Raw genomic sequence first — 16048 nt, 5'->3', positions numbered from 1 at the left:
AATTTATTTTATAAGTAATTATTAATTACATGCTACCAGACAAGAGTTAATGGATAACTTCGATAAAAGGATCCACCGAAAAATTTCCATCTATAAATTGACGGCACCAAAGCTCAAGGCAAATAATTCCAAAAATAGTATAAGTGGCGTCCACTCTTCCAATCCTATCGGCACTTACCAAAGCATCAACAGCTTTAGGATCAAATAATCCCCTATTAAGCAGGCTAGATCTTGATAGAACATCATCAACTAGGGGTCTTAAAATACCTTGCATCCATTGACGTAATGGCACACCAAAGCCAGTTTTGGGCCTGTAAATTACTTCGTGAGGTAAATATGGCTCCATCGCTTTTTTAAAAATCCACTTTCCAGTAACGCCATTCTGTTTGAATGAGCTAGGAATGATTCCTGCAAGACTAACTAAATCCAAATCCAATAATGGGACACGAACCTCAACTCCTGCTGCCATTGCCATCTTATCCGTATAGTTAAGATTGTGATCGGCCAAAAAATGTTTTCTCTCCAAAAATAGTATTTTGCTGATCGAATCAAACTCAGCCGGGGCATAATGTAAAGTTTTTAAAAGAGGCGCATACATACTTTCCTCATTCAGTTCACTTCGAAAATCTGGTGTCAATAATTCCAAAGCTCGCCGAGGATCCATCCAAAGGAAATAACTAACAAGCCGATGATCCTTATCTTTGTCTGCATATTGAAAAGCTTTAGCAATGCGTCGCCCCGTGCTCGTTGAGGTAGGCAGGTGCTCAGCTCCAATCCGTAAAACTTTTCTGGCTGATTCTGGTAAAAAACCCCACCATCGCTCCTGTTTTAAAGCGAAGTGACGGCGATATCCAGTAAAAATATCGTCGCCACCTGCCCCTGACAAAAGGACCTTTATTCCAAATGATCTAGCAAACTCTGTAATAAACAATGTATTAAGTGCAGCGGGATCTGAGCAGGGTTCATCTAAAAAATAAATCATTTCAGATAATCTATTCATCATTTCGCTTCCAACTCGTACAACATGCAAATCTACACCAATATGCTCTGCTACTTTTCTAGCATACGGCAAATCATCTGAGAACCCCTCAGCAGAGAAGGGCGATTCACCCACATCAATGCTAAAACACTGCAGTCTATTAGCGGACCCTGGGCTTTTAGAATTTAAGTAATGTTGACCGAAAAGAGCTACAGCTGATGAATCAAGGCCGCCTGATAAAAAAGCACCGAGAGGCACATCGGAGACCATTTGCTTTTCAACTGCGCTTTTGACGCTTGAGGCAACACGTAGCGCCCAATCGGCAGCTGAGGTAGAAGAATCACCTTCCAATAACATCGCAGACCAGTTGTGGTATTGCTGGAAAGACTGAATTTTTCCAGCCTTAACTTTCATGAAATATCCAGGCATTAGTTTTTTTATATCCTGAATAATGGTGTCAGGACCCGGAGACCATAGATAACCAAGATGAGCCAAAACAGCTTGTGGATTTAACTTTGGATGTATCAAACCGTTTCTCAACAGCGCCTTCAACTCGCTTGTAAAACTAAATTTATTCCCTGGAGACTGTGAATAATATAAAGGTTTAACACCCATCGGATCGCGCACAAGAGTTAATATTTCAAGCTCACAATCCCAAAAAGCGGCAGCAAAAATTCCATTTAGCCTCGAAAAACAAGAATCTCCATATCGAGAGAAAAGCGAAAGAAAAACTTCAGAATCTGAGCTGCCCAAGAAGGTCTCACCCAAGTCTTCGAGCTCTTTCTTCAATTCCCGATAGTTATAAATCTCCCCGTTATAAATCATTATGTAACGGCCATTAGTCGAAATCATTGGCTGAGATCCGGCATTTGAAGTATCTAGAATAGCCAAGCGCACATGAGATAAGCCAATGGCTTTTGCATCGTCAAACCAAGTGCCAGAGCCATCAGGACCTCGACGTCGCATAACAAAGTTCGCACTTTCAAGGATTTGAATATACGATCCTTTATAACCGAATATTCCAAATATTCCACACATAACTCATCGCCATTTTAAAAAATGAAGCCTAGAGAATATTTTCAATGTAAGAAGAAGACGATTTAAATCTCCATCAAAAATACTTTTAATAATATTTTTTAGAAAAATAATGAAAAAGCCATAATATCTAATTGGGTAGTGCTTATTTACCCATCTTAAAGAGGAGTTTATTTGCCAATCGTGGCGACTTAGCTGCAGATCCTTGCTGCTAGTACCAGCAGAATGTGTTAACAAAGCAGCAGGGGCAACGCACAACTTGTAACCATGACGCTTAACTCTCATACAAAAATCAAGATCTTCCCAGTACATGAAATACATCGGATCAAAAAGAGAGTTTTTGTTAGAAAATATTGCACAATTAATAAACATACATGCGCCTGTTACAAAACTATATCGGTAATTCTGCAGGGAATACTGGTCGAATATGTATCTTGACTGCAGAGAAAAGGGTGACACAACGGAGCCGCAGTGCGGAAGGATAAAATTTTCAGGGTCAATAATACAGCCGCCAACAATTCCAATTGTATTATCAGAGGACGCTATTCTTAATAACTCGTAAGCACAATTTATATCTGGTACTGCATCATTATTAATTAGCCAAATATATTTAGCCGATTTAGTTAAGGCAAAAATAATTCCATCATTACAACCCTGGCCGAACCCCCCATTAGTAGATCTTTTAATTAAAAAAAATTTGTCATTAGATTCGCTTTCCAACACTGCAACAGAATTATCGCTTGAGCAATTATCAACAACAATAATTTCTAATGGAATCGATTGTGAGATAAGAGCTTCAATCAATCTCAATGTAATTTGATAATTGTTCCAGTTAACAACTACAGCATATATTTTACTCATTCTGTAAGTTTATAGTATTAAAAAAATTACTAAAAGACATAAATAATGAATCTATCTTGACATTGTCCATGCAAATAGTATTACCGCACCCAGTTAAAAGATATGGATAACATGGGCTACAAGGCATTTTTAACGAGTAAGTGAAGTGCGGAGCCCAAGTTGGAGCCAATTCCTCAGAAGATGTTGGCCCAAAAAAAGTAAACGTTGGAACTTTAAATGCTGCTGCAATATGCATAAAACTAGAATCGCCAGATATCAGCATAATTGATTTCGAGACAACCCCCATCGCTTCAACTAATGAAGTTTTACCAACCAACGAAACAAGATTAGACGACAAAACCATGGAAATGAGACTTTCAGAAAGTGATTTTTCTTGTGGGGAGCCAACTATAACTATCTGCAAGTCATATGAAGAGATTATTAGTTTAATAAGATTAGACAAATGATGAAGATTAAATCTTTTATGCTTTTCTAGTTCGCCACTACCGGGATGCACAACTATATACCTAGAATTAAGCATCTTGAATTTTGAATTATGATCAGACGGTGTACTTTGACTATACGGGAATAGCAATGGCAATAATTTACAACAATCCCTATTAAGAATTTGTGCAGAAATAATCTGATTCCTGAAAACTCTGTTGATATTTAATGGAAAAGAAATTGGGGTTGTAATTAAAAATTTTTGAAAATTATTCTTGTAGAATGAAAGTGAGTATCTGGAGCGAGTTAACCAACTAATTATTAATGCATTTCTGATATTTTGTCCGGCAGGTACAACAACTAAATCAAATTTATACTGAAATATTTTTAATAAAAATTTAAACTTTTCGAAAAATCCACTACTTAGTACTTCAGTAAAAATAAATTTATCGGAAAGCCCTGCAAAGGTAAGGATTGTGCTTTCAGAGAATCCCTTTACAGTAGAGTATATTTTTGCACCAGGATATTTTTCACGAAGAGACAAATATATAGGTATTGAAAGAACAATATCACCGATGCCTTGGTGATTAATTACTAAAATAGTACGAATACTTTCTAACTTCATTTCAAAAAAATGTATTCCGTAATAAATTTGCCATAAATATTATTATTAATATCAATTATAAACCATAAATTATACAATAATATAATTAAAAAATATAATAATTTGTAATACTTTGAATTAATTAAAGTCATTCTCGAGAATAAAATAACCGAGAAAATTAGATCACAAAAAACCAGCGTCCTATAATAAAAAATTGTACCGATTAAATATCCAATAAGAGCTACAGAGGTTGAAATTATTAAGGTTTTTTTTAATATTAATATTTCTCTTGAATAGCCAACTGGGACTATTGAAGCTAAAAATATACAAAAAAAGACCCTCAAAATCCCAAGAAAACCAATACTTACATCATTGTTACCATATGTATTAAGTTGATTTTTTATATAATTACTGAAAAAATTTATATCGCTAATTCTATAAAATTCAAATATATCAAATAATTTCAGTAAAAAAATGATTGAACAAAGATAAAAAATTAAATAAGCTTTTTTTATTGATACAAAGTATGCTATTAATATAATTAAAACTATTACAGAACTATAATAATGAAAATTAATTGCTAAAATGGCAAAAATAATTACATATAAATAACGAAAGTTTATTAAAAAAAATAGACTGAGTGCAAGAAGACTTGTAGATACTGCCCACCTGACCTGAATAAATTCTACGGTGATGAAATGAAAGCAAAGATAAATGCCAAATGCAGCAGAGCTATACCTAGTGAATTTACTTATAAAGAATGCTTTTCCAAAAATTGAGATAGCAACTAATATAATTAAATAAAGTTGATAATCGCTTGTAAATAATTTAAAAAACGATCCAGCTAGTATAAATAGTGGCTCACCATAAATTGACTTGAAATCGTCAGCGCCTAAATCGGTTAAAGCTGGTATTCTTTCATAAATCTCAAAGTAACCAGGGTAATCAATATCTGAATTGTATCTAAAGCCACATATCAAAAAAATAGCTACAGAAAAGAATAATAAATATATTTGATCATATTTATTACCAAGAATCGACAGCAAACCAGCAGAGATTGCTAGTGCCGGGATTAAATAATAAATTTCCACCAAATATTATGCAATAACGTTTTTGTATTCTTTAGGAATTGCCAGTAAATTAAATTGCTTATTTTTTGCTATGTCTTCAACGGAGTTAAGCTCAAAACAATATTTCTTATCCGACCACTTACAGTCAATTATTTTTAACATGTAGTTAATACTCCTGAAGTAATCAAGATAATTATTTAGCCTCTCAAGATTTGAGGAGTGATATTCAAATATAACCAACGGCCTGCACCTTTTTAAGGTCTCCAAACCTCCATATAAAATATTTAATTCGGCACCTTCAGCATCAATCTTTATAAGCTTTGCTGACGCAATATTCATTGAATCTAGACTAACCACCGTAGATTTAATCTTAATACCGTTTATTTTTAAAATTTTTTTTAATTGATCTAATATTTTTTTTGTTGCTAAGCTTAGGCTGGTAAATTCACTATTTATTGATACGATTCCTGACTCAAAATACTCCTGTACAAATTGGATGTCACCTGTAAAGTTTGACAGCGCTAGATTATGGCATACAACACTGTCCTCAACACCCAACTCCATAGCTATTCTCTTCATGTCATCGCATACTGCTGGATTAGGCTCAAAGGCTATAGACTTCGCCTTCTTACACAAAACAGCATAAAAAGTATGATGCCCCCAATTTGAGCCAATATCAATAAAGGTTTCTCCTTCATTAAGAAAAAGTGAAATAGCTGATGTTACATCAGGCTCGTAAACATCTCTAAAGCAATTATAATAAATAGAATGAAATTGAGAATTAGTATCTCTAATAGTAAACAATTTTTTTGTATTGCCAAAAGTTACCTTAGCAGTTAGAAATCTATCGATTCGGTTTACTAGTTTTTTTAAACCATATAAATTTACTATTAAATGTAAAATATAAAATGGAGCCTTAATCAGTTTGATTGATTTAAAAAGTCTATTAGATAAATTTGGATAAATTGAATACAAGCGGACTAATAAATTTTTTTCGAGCAAGGAAAATGGATTTTTAGGATTAGTATAAATTTTCATTATTTACTTTAATTAAATAACTTTTACTTCTCGAGCTTTTAAACGCTCTCAATCAATTTTTGCCATTCAATAGAAGGGCTCATATGCTCAGTCATGGCGTGAGTTGACAACCCTGGGATCGCAGATATTAATCTTTTACCTCTTCGTCTTAATTTTTTAAAAATTTGATTATCTGAGATCCCAGTGCGCAACAAAGGATAAATTTCTAGAAAAACTTTTTGCGTCATGATAAAAGACATACATGTAGAAGGTGCGGTTCTCCAATGCTGAGTAGAAGCAGCTATAATCTTTGATTTGAAATTAAGATCTTTTTTTTGCTTATACCTATCAGGATGATCGTATAGTGTCAAAATATCAAAAAAATTTCTTTTTTCATTATATACTTCAATAACTTTTGAAACCCAATTTTTTTGGTGGATATAGTCATTCTCAAGAATATAAATAAGATCATTTTGAGGTAAATTTAAACTTGCTATAAGTCTAGTCATGATTAAAACGGATCCAAGCTCTGAACCAGCATTAACTAGAAAAATTTTGATATTTAAATTTCTGTAATTCTTATATTTACAAATATAATCTTTGTTTAGCCCCTCTTTAGTTCCATCGTATAAAATGTTTATACAGACATCCTTACCAAGCTCATCTAAAGATATTGTGTCTAGAAGATTTTTAAAGCATTTTTCATATGAAAACCATGATGGTCTCATCTTTTCTGGAAATCTTTGTAGATCATCATTATTTCGCTCAACATGCCTGTAAAAAATATGTATTTTTCTACTTAAAATTATTGTGTTCGAATCAAATTTTTGATCTGTTGCATTTAAAATTAAATTTAAATAGACAAATCTAAAAAAATTTTTAATTTTTTTTTTAATGCATTTTTAAGGCTATGCCTATTTGCAATAATTTTTTTTTCTGATTCTAGAAGGTTTATCATATTTCATTAGTTTTTTTACATTTTTACGAAATTTTAATGCTCAACATACCAACTCAACTAATACATTAACATTTTAAGTTATTAAAAAAGATTTTGATGTTTTCTGCAATCTTTGAGCCCACAAGCCCATACTTTTCTAACAGATATCTATATTCGCCAGTTTTACCAAAGGCGTCCGGCAATCCAAGTCTAAGTTGAGGTGGGATATCTTTAAATTGACATGCATATTCTGCTACTGCGCTGCCTAACCCCCCAATTACTGAATGCTCCTCAATAGTAACCAATAGTTTCGATTTTCTTATAATTTTGTTTATAACTTGAGCATCGAGAGGCTTTATGGTGTGCATGTTCACTACTCCAACAGATATTCCTTGCTCCTCAAGAATCTTGGCCGCCTCCAAAGATTCATAGACCATGGTCCCGCAAGCGACGATGTTTATATCATAGCCTTCTTTAAGAGTTATCGCTCTACCTATTTCAAATTGATAGTCTTCTGTATAAACAGGGGGATTATTCACCGCTCCAGTTAATCTTATGTACATTGGGCCTTTGAACTTTGAGGCAGCCTCCACGACCTTAAAAATTTCAGCGCAATCAGCTGGCGATACGACCGTCAAATTTGGAATGGATCTCATCACGGCAGCATCTTCAATTCCATAGTGAGAGTTTCCTAAAAAAGCCATGGAAATACCGCTTCCAATTGCTACAGCCTTAACATTCATCTCCATGTAGCCTAAATTCATTCGAATTTGCTCTGAGGCACGCATCGAAATAAATGGTGCAAATGATGTTGCAAAAACATTAAATCCTTCTTTTGCAAGACCACTAGCGACCCCAATCATATTTTGCTCCGCTATACCTATGTTAAGAAACTTATCAGGGTAGGTTTTTTTAAAGCGATCTAGACCAGATGAATTACCGAGATCAGCTGATATAACAATCATTTCCGGATTATTTTCAGCAACGGCAAGGATGGCCTGACCAAAAACACCTCGAGATCCTAAACGTGACCACTGTCTTGCATTAGTAGGGGTAATATCAAACATTTACCTCTCCAGAGTTATAGCAGAGTTACTTACCTCTGCAACAGCTAAATCAAAATTTGCCTTTGTTAGGCGATTGTGATGCCATTCGTTATTGCCCTCCATAAAAGACACGCCTTTACCTTTTATAGTATTGGCAACTATAACCCTGGGCTTACCCTCTACTTTTGGCGCCTCTAAAGAATTAACAAGCTCTATAATATTATGTCCATCAATATCGTGTGCATCCCAACCGAATGCACGAAACTTATTGGCAAGATCTCCCAAATTCATGATTTGATCAGCCACTCCATCACTTTGAAACTTATTGTAATCAACCATGGCCACAAGATTATCCAAATGTAATTGACCGGCTGACATCACGGCTTCCCAAACTGAGCCCTCATTACACTCGCCATCCCCCATTAATACATAAGTAGTAAAAGCGGCATTTTTCTTTTTCGCAGCCAATGCAATCCCGACAGCCATTGAAAGGCCCTGCCCAAGACTCCCATTTGATGACTCAATACTCAAATTCAAATTCATTACAGGATGCGCAATCAAGTCACTCTCATTTGTTTGGAAAGTATTATAGATCTCGTCGGAAATTATTCCAGCGGAAACAAGGGCAGAAAAATATCCAAGAACACCATGACCCTTGCTTAATATAAACCTATCCCTCCCTTCCCAACGTGGATTTTTCTTATCATGACGTAAAATGCGAGCATATAAACAAGCCATCATTTCAGTCATTGAAAGTCCCCCACCGAGATGAGTGCTTGAGGCACAGTTGTAGCTAATCTCTAGCATTTTAAGGCGCATCAATTTGGCCATATCAACAATTTCAGAGTATGACATTTTGTCCATATCAAAAAATTCCTCCATCAACTCTTAATATTTGACCTGTTACAAATGTAGATAAATTTGATGCCAAGAATAATGCCGCATTTGCAATGTCTTGAGGCTCTGCTGCACGCTTGAGTGAGGAAGAATTAATCAATTTTTCCCTAGCCGCAGGCGTCATTTGATCAAACATGTCTGTTCTAGTTAAACCTGGTGCGATTGCATTAACTCGAATACCGCTATTACCGAATTCAGTTGCCATACTCTGAGATGCTCGAACAAAAGCTGCTTTACTAGATCCATAACCTAGTGTTCCAGGATCGGCAATGCAGGCTGCTGTTGAGGAGATATTGATAATGCTTCCTTCCTTATGACGCTGCATAAGTCTGACAATCCCTTGCGTTAAAAGTAATTGCCCAAAAAAATTAATTTCGAAGAGTCGACGCAACTCATTCATTGTTGTCATTTGGAATAATCCACCGCTCGCAATTCCTGCGTTATTCACCAAAATGTCTATTTTGTGATTTGTAGTCATAATCACCTTGATTGCTGACTTAATCACTTGCTCTTTACTTAAGTCCAAATACACTAACTGAAGATTATGAACCCCATCTGGATCGAGTTTTGTCTGCAAATCTTCCTGCTGTGCTTCTAAAGACCTAATGCATGCAATCACCTTTGCGCCATTCTGTAGAAAAGTGCGAGCAATTGAAAAGCCAATTCCTCTATTTGCGCCAGTCACAATCGCCACTTTATCTTTTAACAACATACCTCTACCTTATTAAATCAAAACTTAGGATTGATGGATCTATAAACTCTTCCACGTTCAAAGACTGGCTCTAAAATTTCCCAATCATCGTTTTCGAGAACATTACCGACTGGAAAAGGAGGAATAGATCCAGAATTGATCGTCTCAAGAACTTTTGCATTTGTATAATAAGCTTTTAACACGTTTGTTATAAAATCCGTAAATAATCTAATATTTGCACTTTTACAGGCTTCGAGAGCTTTCAGACGATCCGCACCCGAAAGCTCTGAAAAATTACTTTTAAACTTATTTAAACAAACTTTCTTAGTCAAATTCAAAAATTCACTAATCAACTCCTGCTTTCTATAGCTGCTTAAATAGATATCGATATTAATTTCAGAGGCAGGCGGTAAATTTAAGGCGCGATCTCCTGGCAGGATCGTATCAATTATTAAGTTAAGCATAATTAACCGACTAAGCTCTCGAGATTTTTATTTAAATACTCGCATGCGTGTAACGTGAGAGCTTGCGCAGTTGCAACGGGATTTACAGCTCCTGAGGTCACAAAAATACTACTATCAACAACAAAAATATTTTTAACCGCATGAGCTTGGCCATACTTATTAACTACCGATACTTTCGGATCATCCCCCATTCGAACTGTTCCCATTAAGTGCCAGCCAGTATGTTTCACGGGCGCAAATGCAGAAATTACCTTGGCTCCAGATGCTTCTAATACTCTTTTGCTCATATCAATTCCATGTTTGAGCATTTTCTTAGTATTCTCCCCGAGAGCGTAATAAACCTTTACCCCTGGCATTCCTGAAGAGTCACTGTGCTCCAAATCAAGCTCAATACGGTTATGCAATTCTGGCAAATCTTCTGAGATAACTGCTATCCCAGCGGTTCGATTAAAGACTGATGTAAAAATTTTGTGATGATCAGGTCCAATGGGTATGTGTCTCATAAAGTAGCCAGTTATAGCAGTCTCTAATGGTGGTGCTCCGCGCAATACTTGCATGGTATACCCTCTTTGAAAATCTCTGGATATATCCGTCTCATAAAACTGTTGACTCAAGATACAGCATCCATGGGGCCCAATACTAGAACGCATATCAACATCGAAGACGCCCTCAACATATGCCAAAGGGTGTAACATTAAATTTCGCCCGACTAAACCAGTATCATTTATGAGCCCATCTGGGAATGCGGTAGACTTGGAATTTAATAGTAGGCGTGGTGTGCCAATACCACTACAAGCAACTATAACTACTCGGGCCCTCAGAAGATGTTGCGACCCAGAAGCATCTGCATAGAGAACACCCTCAGCCAGCCCCTTAGGATTCAATATAATTTCTAGAACTCGGCATTCAGTAAGAATGTTGACACCCTGTAATCGAGCAGCAGGTAAATATGTTACGTCAACACTACTTTTCGCTCCTTGGGCGCAACCAGTATTGCATGGGCCAAGGTTTATACAGGCCCCGCGATTTCCATGCTTGTCTGTATTAATTGCCGCATATGAGGGCCACCAATGCCAGCCGAGGCTATTAAAACCATGGGCCAGAGCTCGCCCGATTGACCCCAATGGCACAGGGGGAAGCAACGATGAATAATCTGGATATGCAGGATCTCCAACCAAGCCAGCAACACCCATCATTTTTTCATTTTCTGAAAAAAAAGGTTCCAATTCAGAATAAGTCAAAGGCCAATCTTCAGCGACGCCATCTAAAGAACGAGTTCGAAAATCAGAAGGGTGGAAGCGCGGGAAGTGAGCAGAATACAAAATAGTACTGCCGCCATAACCATTAAAATTAGCAATAGAAATCGGTGAATTTGAGTCATCGATAGGGTAATCTGAGGTACTTTTACGAACACTGGGATTTGAACTAAACGTATCTAAACGATCAAGCTCCCAATCCATGCGAGTTGATGGGTAATCTGAAGGGTTCGCTTGCTTTCCTTGCTCTATACAAACTATACGCCATGAATTATTTCGACTAAGGCTCCATGCAGCAGCAGCACCACTTGCGCCAGAGCCAATTACTATGACATCAACCTCTCTTATCATTATTTATTTCCTTGGGAGGTACTGCTCAAGAATATCTGGAATTGTGATTAACATATCAGCCTCACAAGCAATTTCTCCGTCAACTGTTGCTGTACCACGACCTTTGCATATGCCACGTGACCAACTAATTATCTCTGCATTAATTTCAAATTTTTTTCCAGGCAAAACTTCTTTCCTAAAGCGAACAGTGTGTTGCAAAGCATGTGTTACTTTACCTTTAAGGCCTGGTAATGTGGTGATGGCCACCGTCAACATCTGAGCCAACGCCTCAAGCTGTAAAGCACCAGGCATATTTGGGCCATCAGGAAAGTGGACCGGAAAATACCATTCATTCATTGTTAAATTTTTGTATCCACGAGCAAACTTGCCAGGAAGAACCTCATCAACATGATCAATCATTAAAAATGGATACCGATTGGGCTGATAAGCCTGTAGCTCCATACAATTTAGACTAAATTTTTCACCTACAGAATCTTTCAAGATCATTCTCCCAATTTATTGAAATACAATCTCACGAGACAAGCTGGTAACTATGTCATAACCATCCCAGAATAATCCCATATCAATTGCGGCACCAACTGGCACTACCCGATCAATCCCTCGAAGCTTTTGTGAGGCAATTACATTACGAATAATGTTTGGCATAAAGCCGAAATAAGTGATTGTCTGATAGCGCTCATTTACCATGGGAGATAATTCATCCATAGACCGCAAAGTTATCTCATGAACTGTTCCAAAATATCCTCGATATTTATCTTGTTCAACTGAAATAGAAGATAGCTCTATCCTATACAGGAGATTCCCAGAACATTCTACTGAAATCGCGCGCTCATTATTGATTGCAATATTACAAGCTTCTACATACTTATCAACAGCATGGACCGGCTTTAACTCATATCGATCGGCAACAATTTCAACTAATGCAGGCCATAAACGCATTTTTGCTGAGCGGACTTCTTCATCTTCACCAATCCATACTATCAATTGAGGGGATGAACATGCAGCCTGATCCATTAAATATATGTCGTTAAAAAGGTTTAATGTTAGTTTTTTTAGACCGCCATTGTCCAAAAGATTAACTTCACTCGGATTTAAAATGCATAATGAATAGCGATCAGGGAAAGCTACTTCACGCGAACGTGGCTGTGATGGCAAGCTGCGAAAATGATTTACTGTATCATCACCACCCCATACGATCTTACAATCAGCTACAGATAGCCAAAATTTATTTACTTCGTCATCCCGTAGAAATCTTGCAATTAAAATTTCACTTTTTATATCAGCATATTCTGGAATAGATAAAACGTTCAATATTGCCTCAATAAGAGTACTTATAGTAGGAGACTCTTTAGTAGGAAGCCGTATAACACATGTATTTCCGGCTAGTAAGCCAAAAGCCATAGAGAATGCAAAATTTATTGGCACGTTTGAGGGGCAAATATGGAAACTTAAACCCAATCCCATTTTAAATTTGCTTTTCGACTTACTTAGTTCACGAAGTCGCAATAAATTAGATTTACGTGACCAATAAGCAAAAGTCGATACATCCGGCAGGCTACGAACTTGAGGCAACTTGAATAAAGTACTTGATAACGTCGCCAAAAACTGAATTCGCTCATCAGTAAATATTTCTACTGGTCTATTGGAAATTAGCGTTAAATCTCCAACAAAAATCTTCATTCGTTTACTTATATTATCTGGAATATGTATCACTGCATCCCCTAACTTCAGCATTCTGTATACGTCCATAAACCCTAAAGTACGTACCCAATCTTCCACAGCTACAGCCATCAACTCCAATAATCTCTCCTTCATCCTCGCTTAATAATGAATGTCCAGGATAACTATGGGGAATGACAGACAACAGCTGTATTAAACCTACGCCGCCCTTTGGCATTACTTTGAAATCAGTTGGATTGCGAATAATAATTTCAGACCATGAAGATGTATGAAGATTACCCTCTTCACATTCTATAAATATTGAGCCTGTTTGCTCAACCATACCGTAATAATTGTGTATTCGAGAGATCTCTGAGACAGACTTAAGTCTGTATTTAAATTCATTGGGGCTTACAGCCTGCGATTGCAATTGCTTCCAACCACCCCCATGCATAAGAATTCCGTTGCGGATTGGAACCTTAATGGAGACATCTTCTAAATAACGGATCCAGTGTTGCCAAACTATAAATGTAAAACCAAAGAGTAATATATCCTGATCAGTATACTTTTCAAGAAATCTTGAAACGCGGTCTAAATTAATCGTCATGTCGTCATCAAGTGCAAATTCAACATCATGACCAAATATTGAAAATCCTAATATTCCAGCTGTTCTAGCGGAAAACTTAAAGCGATTTACAATCGTCGCTCGGCAATCTATTACCAACATCGGCAAACGTTGCGGACCTATAAAGCTTGAAACTATTTTAGACAATATCTTAACCTGCATTGATGAAGTTTTCTTATCAAGGAAAATTTGTGAAACATTCTGACCGCTGGTGCCAGATGATGTCATTATTTTTATTACATCTGAATACGGAATACTGAGTAATTTCTGACTCTTGAATAATCGAACTGGTAAAAAAGGTAAATCAGAAATTGAATCCATATTCTCGGCATTTTTAATTTTTGATAATACTGAATGATATTCAGGACAACGCTTATCATGCCAGTTGGTCAAATTCTTCAAAGCAACGAGGAGCCACTGAGATTTTTCTTCTTGAGAAAGGCCAAAGACGGGCCATTCTAATATCGGATCTATATTTATAGGCTCAGACATTGATAGTTCACTTTTCCATTAATTAATCTCGGTAATTCCGATATACCTCGTATCCGAACACCTGAGTAATGAATCCCTAGATCTATAGCTAATACTTTTTGCAATTCTTCAAACTTATCCTCTGATAAATTAACTACCGAGATTATTAACAGATCATCCGATCCATGAGCGGCACACTCGATACCTTTGTCCATCAAGACTCTCTCAACACTATCCAAAGAAATACGAACCCCGAAAATTTTAAGAAAACGCTGCAATCTTCCATCTATATAAAAATATCCAGCCTCATCAAAACTCGCTAAGTCACCAGTACGAAGAATGCCATTAAAAATATCACCCGATTTCAAATCATCTAAACTTTCAGCATATCCCATTGAGACATTAGCACCTTCATACAAAAGCTCTCCAACCACCCCAGGAACCTTTACAGAATTACCACCAATATCTTCTATCCGTAGCAGACCATTTGGTATTACTTTTCCTATGCTACCCGGTCGCCGTAACACATCCTCTAAAGACATATAAGAAATTCGTGCAGTTGCCTCTGTTTGACCGTACATCACGAAAAACTTTAATCCATTAGCGAAACAATATTCAGCTATTTTTTTTACTTTTACCGGATCAAGTCGCCCCCCAGCCTGGGTAAGCGTTTTAATAGATGGCATTTTTAATCGCTCTAGACCCAACTTCAATAGCATTTCATAGCTATAGGGAACACCAGCAAAGCTCGTAACATAAACTTGATTAATAAACTTCCAAAAACCTGCATCCAACAAAGGTCGGTTAGTTAACGCAACTGATGCGCCAGAAAATAAATGGCTGTTGATTACTGAAAGTCCATATGAATAGTTAAAAGGTAATGAAGTAATGGCTCTTTCTTCAGGAGTAATTTCTAAATATTGCGATATTGATTCTGCATTTGAAATTAAATTTTTCAAAGATAAGCGAACTAACTTTGCCGAACCAGTAGACCCGGAAGTGGCCAACAATAGACCTAGATTAGGGTGTAGAACATGGGGTTTGGATGCGTTACTCTCAAACAAACCATATTCATCCTCTTTCCAAATAAGACTATAACCGTCTTCAGACAGACCGCTTATTGTAGTCTTAAATAAATAATTTGGCTCATACGTATGCATTAATTTATGCAAAGATTTAAGCGAAATATTTTTCCCTAAGAGCAAAGGGACCGCCCCTTTTTCTAGGCAAGCTAAATAAAAAATTACTGCAGCTTTATCATTGCCTCCAATTATAAATACTAGTGCCCCCTTGGGTACTTTATTGGCTAAGCGCTGTATATCTGAGTGAAGCATTTCATAACTAACTTCCATGCCCCCATCTAAGACTAGAGCAACGCCGTTAGGGTTCTGTCTACTGACAAGAACGCCAAACATCATATCTCTATACCGTATTTACTTAGCTTTTCGATGCCAATCGTATATGAACCGAATTCGATAATATCCTCGGTCTCCATCATGATCCCAAAAGCATCTTCGAGGGCCGCAATCATGCCCATATGACCAACCGAATCCCACGCTGGCACACATTGGTATACAAATTTATCATTCAATTGATCTGCCGTTACCGAGAAAGAATCAATAAAAATTTGATCATATTTAGCTTTATTGCTCATGGCATTTC

At 36.7% G+C, this 16048-nt stretch carries 16 protein-coding genes; all 16 read right to left on the bottom strand.

The window, feature by feature from the left end; all coding sequences use genetic code 11:
- Positions 1–46 precede the first annotated feature (46 nt).
- The 16 genes from asnB to QUE64_RS01645 all read right to left on the bottom strand — a co-directional run bounded on the left by asnB (position 47) and on the right by QUE64_RS01645 (position 16040).
- Entirely contained in the window at positions 47–2017 is a 1971-nt protein-coding gene (gene asnB / locus QUE64_RS01720) for an asparagine synthase (glutamine-hydrolyzing) (RefSeq protein WP_286225652.1), read from the bottom strand.
- Between the two features lie 3 nt (positions 2018–2020).
- Positions 2021–2875, bottom strand: coding sequence for a glycosyltransferase family 2 protein (locus QUE64_RS01715; protein WP_286225651.1), 855 nt, complete (start codon positions 2873–2875; stop codon positions 2021–2023).
- On the bottom strand, positions 2868–3923 hold the full coding sequence (locus QUE64_RS01710; protein ID WP_286225650.1) for a glycosyltransferase family 9 protein: 1056 nt from the start codon (positions 3921–3923) through the stop codon (positions 2868–2870). The genes QUE64_RS01715 and QUE64_RS01710 overlap by 8 nt, the downstream gene beginning before the upstream one ends.
- Positions 3920–4993: an EpsG family protein gene (locus tag QUE64_RS01705; protein WP_286225649.1), complete on the bottom strand. Its 1074-nt coding sequence runs from the start codon at positions 4991–4993 to the stop codon at positions 3920–3922. Before QUE64_RS01705 ends, QUE64_RS01710 begins: the two co-directional genes overlap by 4 nt.
- 6 nt (positions 4994–4999) lie before the next feature.
- The gene (locus QUE64_RS01700; RefSeq protein ID WP_286225648.1) at positions 5000–6010 is read right to left on the bottom strand and encodes an FkbM family methyltransferase; all 1011 of its coding nucleotides are present in this window, start codon (positions 6008–6010) and stop codon (positions 5000–5002) included.
- Between the two features lie 38 nt (positions 6011–6048).
- Positions 6049–6717, bottom strand: coding sequence for a hypothetical protein (locus tag QUE64_RS01695; RefSeq protein ID WP_286225647.1), 669 nt, complete (start codon positions 6715–6717; stop codon positions 6049–6051).
- Positions 6718–7012: 295 nt separating this feature from the next.
- Positions 7013–7993 (bottom strand): transketolase family protein, encoded by a 981-nt coding sequence (locus QUE64_RS01690; protein ID WP_286225646.1) that lies wholly within the window; start codon positions 7991–7993, stop codon positions 7013–7015.
- Entirely contained in the window at positions 7994–8836 is an 843-nt protein-coding gene (locus QUE64_RS01685; protein ID WP_286225645.1) for a transketolase, read from the bottom strand.
- Between the two features lies 1 nt (position 8837).
- Entirely contained in the window at positions 8838–9581 is a 744-nt protein-coding gene (locus QUE64_RS01680) for an SDR family NAD(P)-dependent oxidoreductase (RefSeq protein ID WP_286225644.1), read from the bottom strand.
- A gap of 17 nt (positions 9582–9598) precedes the next feature.
- On the bottom strand, positions 9599–10024 hold the full coding sequence (locus tag QUE64_RS01675; protein ID WP_286225643.1) for a hypothetical protein: 426 nt from the start codon (positions 10022–10024) through the stop codon (positions 9599–9601).
- 2 nt (positions 10025–10026) lie between these two features.
- Positions 10027–11631 carry a GMC family oxidoreductase gene (locus tag QUE64_RS01670; protein ID WP_286225642.1) on the bottom strand — a complete coding sequence of 535 codons (1605 nt, stop codon included), beginning with the start codon at positions 11629–11631 and terminating at the stop codon, positions 10027–10029.
- 3 nt (positions 11632–11634) lie between these two features.
- Positions 11635–12111 (bottom strand): 3-hydroxyacyl-ACP dehydratase FabZ, encoded by a 477-nt coding sequence (gene fabZ, locus QUE64_RS01665; protein ID WP_286225641.1) that lies wholly within the window; start codon positions 12109–12111, stop codon positions 11635–11637.
- Between the two features lie 15 nt (positions 12112–12126).
- Positions 12127–13422: an acyl-CoA reductase gene (locus QUE64_RS01660; RefSeq protein ID WP_286225639.1), complete on the bottom strand. Its 1296-nt coding sequence runs from the start codon at positions 13420–13422 to the stop codon at positions 12127–12129.
- Positions 13325–14407 carry a LuxE/PaaK family acyltransferase gene (locus QUE64_RS01655; RefSeq protein WP_286225637.1) on the bottom strand — a complete coding sequence of 361 codons (1083 nt, stop codon included), beginning with the start codon at positions 14405–14407 and terminating at the stop codon, positions 13325–13327. Before QUE64_RS01655 ends, QUE64_RS01660 begins: the two co-directional genes overlap by 98 nt.
- Positions 14392–15804, bottom strand: coding sequence for an AMP-binding protein (locus QUE64_RS01650; protein WP_286225636.1), 1413 nt, complete (start codon positions 15802–15804; stop codon positions 14392–14394). The genes QUE64_RS01655 and QUE64_RS01650 overlap by 16 nt, the downstream gene beginning before the upstream one ends.
- A complete protein-coding gene (locus QUE64_RS01645) occupies positions 15801–16040 on the bottom strand; it encodes an acyl carrier protein (protein ID WP_286225635.1) in 240 nt (79 codons plus the stop codon). Before QUE64_RS01645 ends, QUE64_RS01650 begins: the two co-directional genes overlap by 4 nt.
- Positions 16041–16048 lie beyond the last annotated feature (8 nt).

The sequence above is a fragment of the Polynucleobacter sp. HIN7 genome (genome assembly GCF_030297595.1).
Taxonomy (GTDB): Bacteria; Pseudomonadota; Gammaproteobacteria; order Burkholderiales; family Burkholderiaceae; genus Polynucleobacter.
Note: the sequence above shows the minus strand (reverse complement) of the source record. Positions and strands in the feature narration are given on the sequence as shown.

What these genes read in the sequence shown, in the direction of transcription:
- asnB (WP_286225652.1), bottom strand. Translation starts at nt 2,017, where the DNA reads ATGTGTGGAATATTTGGAATATTCGGTTATAAAGGATCGTATATTCAA.
- QUE64_RS01715 (WP_286225651.1), bottom strand. Translation starts at nt 2,875, where the DNA reads ATGAGTAAAATATATGCTGTAGTTGTTAACTGGAACAATTATCAAATT.
- QUE64_RS01710 (WP_286225650.1), bottom strand. Translation starts at nt 3,923, where the DNA reads ATGAAGTTAGAAAGTATTCGTACTATTTTAGTAATTAATCACCAAGGC.
- QUE64_RS01700 (WP_286225648.1), bottom strand. Translation starts at nt 6,010, where the DNA reads ATGAAAATTTATACTAATCCTAAAAATCCATTTTCCTTGCTCGAAAAA.
- QUE64_RS01695 (WP_286225647.1), bottom strand. Translation starts at nt 6,717, where the DNA reads ATGAGACCATCATGGTTTTCATATGAAAAATGCTTTAAAAATCTTCTA.
- QUE64_RS01690 (WP_286225646.1), bottom strand. Translation starts at nt 7,993, where the DNA reads ATGTTTGATATTACCCCTACTAATGCAAGACAGTGGTCACGTTTAGGA.
- QUE64_RS01685 (WP_286225645.1), bottom strand. Translation starts at nt 8,836, where the DNA reads ATGGACAAAATGTCATACTCTGAAATTGTTGATATGGCCAAATTGATG.
- QUE64_RS01680 (WP_286225644.1), bottom strand. Translation starts at nt 9,581, where the DNA reads ATGTTGTTAAAAGATAAAGTGGCGATTGTGACTGGCGCAAATAGAGGA.
- QUE64_RS01675 (WP_286225643.1), bottom strand. Translation starts at nt 10,024, where the DNA reads ATGCTTAACTTAATAATTGATACGATCCTGCCAGGAGATCGCGCCTTA.
- QUE64_RS01670 (WP_286225642.1), bottom strand. Translation starts at nt 11,631, where the DNA reads ATGATAAGAGAGGTTGATGTCATAGTAATTGGCTCTGGCGCAAGTGGT.
- QUE64_RS01660 (WP_286225639.1), bottom strand. Translation starts at nt 13,422, where the DNA reads ATGGCTGTAGCTGTGGAAGATTGGGTACGTACTTTAGGGTTTATGGAC.
- QUE64_RS01655 (WP_286225637.1), bottom strand. Translation starts at nt 14,407, where the DNA reads ATGTCTGAGCCTATAAATATAGATCCGATATTAGAATGGCCCGTCTTT.
- QUE64_RS01650 (WP_286225636.1), bottom strand. Translation starts at nt 15,804, where the DNA reads ATGATGTTTGGCGTTCTTGTCAGTAGACAGAACCCTAACGGCGTTGCT.
- QUE64_RS01645 (WP_286225635.1), bottom strand. Translation starts at nt 16,040, where the DNA reads ATGAGCAATAAAGCTAAATATGATCAAATTTTTATTGATTCTTTCTCG.